3 protein-coding genes are annotated in these 3,805 nt (G+C 71.4%); all 3 read left to right on the top strand.

Annotated features, from left to right (window positions below; genetic code table 11):
* Nucleotides 1-247 precede the first annotated feature (247 nt).
* The gene (gene ileS / locus HMPREF0731_RS07880; RefSeq protein WP_007003544.1) at nucleotides 248-3,118 is read left to right on the top strand and encodes an isoleucine--tRNA ligase; all 2,871 of its coding nucleotides are present in this window, start codon (nucleotides 248-250) and stop codon (nucleotides 3,116-3,118) included.
* Nucleotides 3,115-3,618, top strand: a complete 504-nt coding sequence (lspA, locus tag HMPREF0731_RS07875) for a signal peptidase II (RefSeq protein ID WP_007003543.1) — start codon at nucleotides 3,115-3,117, stop codon at nucleotides 3,616-3,618. Before ileS ends, lspA begins: the two co-directional genes overlap by 4 nt.
* A partial coding sequence (locus HMPREF0731_RS07870; RefSeq protein ID WP_040612547.1) for a DUF3035 domain-containing protein occupies nucleotides 3,615-3,805 on the top strand: 191 nt, incomplete at its 3' end. The genes lspA and HMPREF0731_RS07870, both read left to right, overlap by 4 nt.

Raw genomic sequence — 3,805 nt, 5'->3', positions numbered from 1 at the left:
CCCCGCCCCCGCCCCGCCCCCTGCCGCGCGGCATCCCTTGACCCTGCTGCGCGCGGGCCGCAAAAACCCGCCATGTTCCGGACGCTCCTCCCGGGGATGGCCCCAGGGATGTCCCCCGCAGCGCCGCGCGCCTCCGCGGCGGCCCGAATTACCCGCCCGGTCCTCTGAGCTGAGGGCCGGGATGTTTCGCCGCGCGCTGCCCCTTCCCTGACCGAAGCCCGCCCCTTCCGGGCGGCAGGACACCCCGATGACCGACGCCTCCGACGCGCCCAGCCCTGCCACCCCGACCCCGGCGGAGGGCGCGCCCCGCGACTATCGCGGCACCGTCTTCCTGCCCCAGCCCCCCTTCCCGATGCGCGGCGACCTGCCGAAGCGCGAGCCGGGCTGGCTGGAGCGCTGGGAGAGGATCGGGCTGTGGGACCGGCTGCGCGCCCAGTCCGCGGGGCGGGAGAAATTCGTGCTGCATGACGGCCCGCCCTACGCCAATGGCGCGCTGCATATCGGCCACGCCCTGAACAAGGTGCTGAAGGACGTCGTCAACCGAAGCGCGCAGATGAGCGGGCGGGACGCCAACTACATCCCCGGCTGGGACTGCCACGGCCTGCCGATCGAGTGGAAGGTCGAGGAGGAGTACCGCAACCCCAAGGGCAAGTACCAGGGCGGGCGGGACAAGGACGCGGTGCCGGTGCTGGAGTTCCGCGCCGAATGCCGCGCCTATGCCGCGCATTGGCTGGACGTGCAGCGCGAGGAGTTCAAGCGCCTGGGCGTCGCCGGCGACTGGGCCGGGCGCTACGCCACCATGGACTTCCCCTCCGAGGCGGCGATCGCCGGCGAGATCGGCAAGTTCCTGATGAACGGCTCGCTCTACCGGGGCCTGCGCCCGGTGATGTGGAGCCCGGTCGAGAAGACCGCGCTGGCCGAGGCGGAGGTCGAGTATCACGACCATAAGTCGGCCATCCTCTACACCGGCTTCCCCGTCCTGTCGGCGCCGGCCAGCGCGGCCGGCGACCTGGTGGACGCGCTCGCGGTGATCTGGACCACCACGCCCTGGACCATCCCGGCCAACCGCGCCATGGCCTATGGGGCGGAGATCGACTACGCGCTGGTCGAGGTCGAGGCCGCCGAGGAGGGCGCCCTGCCGCGCCCCGGCCAGCGGCTGATCGTGGCCGAGGCGCTGCTCGGCGCCTTCGCCAAGGAGGTGGGGCTGGCCCGCTTCCGCGTCGCCCGCATCTTCAAGGGCACCGAGCTGGAGGGGGCGCAAGCCGCCCATCCGCTGCGCGCCTGGGAGGGCGCCGGCGAGGGTTACCAGTTCCAGGTGCCGCTGCTGGCCGGCGACTACGTCACCACCGAGGCCGGCACCGGCCTGGTCCACATCGCCCCGGCGCATGGCGAGGAGGATTTCCTCCTGGCGCGCGCGCACGGCATCGCCGTGCCGGAATGCGTGGGCGATGACGGCACCTACACGGTGCAGACCCCGGGCTTCGTGGGCCTGCATGTGTTCAAGGCGCATGAGGCGGTCTGGGCGGCACTGACCGAGACCGGGCTGCTGCTGGGCAAGGGCTTCATCACCCACAGCTATCCGCATAGCTGGCGCTCGAAGAAGCCAGTGATCTACCGGGCGACGCCGCAATGGTTCATCGCCATGGACGATGCCAACCAGATCCGCGCCAAGTCGCTGCAGGCCATCGCCGAGACGCATTTCGTGCCCGACATGGGCCGCAACCGCATCGGCTCGATGGTCGCGGCGCGGCCGGATTGGTGCATCAGCCGCCAGCGCGCCTGGGGCGTGCCGATCGCCGTCTTCGTCGAGAAGAAGACCGGCGCGGTGCTGCGCGACCAGGCGGTGCTCGACCGCGTCTGCGCCGCCTTCGCCGAGGAAGGCGCGGATGCCTGGTACAAGCCCGGCGCCGCCGCCCGCTTCCTCGGCCCGGACCGTGATCCGGACGCCTATGAGCAGGTCATGGACATCGTCGATGTCTGGTTCGAGAGCGGCTCGACCCATGCCTTCGTGCTGCGCGACCGCGGCCTGCCGGTGCCGGCCGATCTCTACCTGGAGGGCTCGGACCAGCATCGCGGCTGGTTCCATTCCTCGCTGCTGGAGAGCGTCGGCGCCAATGGCCACGCCCCCTTCAAGGCCATCCTGACGCACGGTTTCGTCCTCGACGAAACCGGCCGCAAGATGTCGAAGTCGCTCGGCAATGTCACCGCGCCGCAGGAGGTGACCAAGCAGTATGGCGCCGACATCCTGCGCCTCTGGGTGATGAATTCCGACACCGCGGACGATCTGCGCATCGGCAAGAACATCCTGGCGCAGCAGGCGGAACTCTATCGCCGCATCCGCAACACGCTGCGCTGGCTGCTGGGCAGCCTGGAGGGTTTTTCGGAGTCCGAGACGCTGCCTTATGCCGAACTGCCGGAGCTGGAGCGCTGGGTGCTGCACCGGCTGACCGAGCTGGATGGCCGCATGCGCAAGGCGGTGGCCGATTACGACTGGAACGGCGTCTATCCCGAGATCCACGCCTTCTGCGCCACCGATCTCTCGGCCTTCTATTTCGACATCCGCAAGGACAGCCTCTATTGCGACGCGGCGGACAGCCCGCGCCGCCGCGCCGCCCGCACCGTGCTGGACGCGCTGCATCGCTGCCTGACCACCTGGCTGGCCCCGGTGATGCCCTTCACCGCGGAGGAGGCCTGGCTGGCCCGCTTCCCCTCCGAGGACGGCTCGGTGCATCTCGAGCTGTTCCCGGAGATGCCGGCCGAGTGGCGCGACGCCACGCTGGCCGCCAAGTGGGAGCGGGTGCGCGACGCCCGCCGCGGCGCCACCCAGCTGCTGGAGCAGGACCGCAAGGAGGGGCGCATCGGCGCCTCGCTGCAGGCGCGCGTGACCTTCGCCCCCGACAGCGAGGCCGCTGGCCTGCTGCCGCCCGAACTGTGGGAGGAGGTGCTGATCGTCTCCGAGGTGGCGCTCGGCGCCGCCGGGGCGGGTGTCGCCACCGACCTGGCCCCGGGCCAGAAATGCGAGCGCTGCTGGCGCGTGCTGCCCGAGGTCGGCGCCTCCCACGCCCATCCGACGCTCTGCCGCCGCTGCGAGGCGGTGGTGGAGGGCGCCGGCGCATGAGCCGCCCGCTGCGGCTCGGCCTGCCCTTCGCCGCCGCGCTGCTGGTGGCGGACCAGCTCAGCAAATGGTGGATCCTGGAGGTGCTGCGCCTGCCGGAGATCCGCCAGGTGAAGCTGCTCGATCTCGGCTTCGCCGGCTTCGACCTGACCATGGTGTGGAATCGCGGCGTCACCTTCGGCCTGCTGGCCGGCGACACGCTGCCGCACCGGCTGATGCTGGCCGGCCTCGCCCTGGTGGTCTGCGCCGTGCTGCTGCGCTGGATGCTGCGGGCCGAGAACCGGCTGACCACCCTGGCGCTCGGCGGCATCATCGGCGGCGCCATCGGCAATGTCATCGACCGGCTGCGCTTCGGCGCGGTGGTCGATTTCGCCGATGCCTGGGTGGGCAGTTTCCACTGGTATGTGTTCAACCTGGCCGATGCGGCCATCGTCCTTGGCGTGGTGGCGCTGATCGGCGATGCCTTGTTCCGGCCACGCGCCACGGCTAAGGAATCGCCATGAGGCAGCTTCCCTTCCGCATCCCGGCCCGCGCCGCGCTCCTGCCGGTGGCCTGCACGCTGCTGCTCGCCGGCTGCGGCGGCGACACGGCGCGCACGCTGGGCTTCACCCGCGACGCGCCGGACGAGTTCAGCGTGGTCACCCGCGCCCCCCTCTCCCTGCCGCCGACGCTGGGCAACCTGCCCGCGCC

The organism is Pseudoroseomonas cervicalis ATCC 49957 (assembly GCF_000164635.1).
In the GTDB taxonomy this organism is placed as follows: Bacteria; Pseudomonadota; Alphaproteobacteria; order Acetobacterales; family Acetobacteraceae; genus Pseudoroseomonas; species Pseudoroseomonas cervicalis.
This window is presented reverse-complemented; position numbering and strand designations above follow the sequence as displayed.

Coding starts and splice junctions, on each gene's coding strand:
- ileS (WP_007003544.1), top strand. CDS start 248: ATGACCGACGCCTCCGACGCGCCCAGCCCTGCCACCCCGACCCCGGCG.
- lspA (WP_007003543.1), top strand. CDS start 3,115: ATGAGCCGCCCGCTGCGGCTCGGCCTGCCCTTCGCCGCCGCGCTGCTG.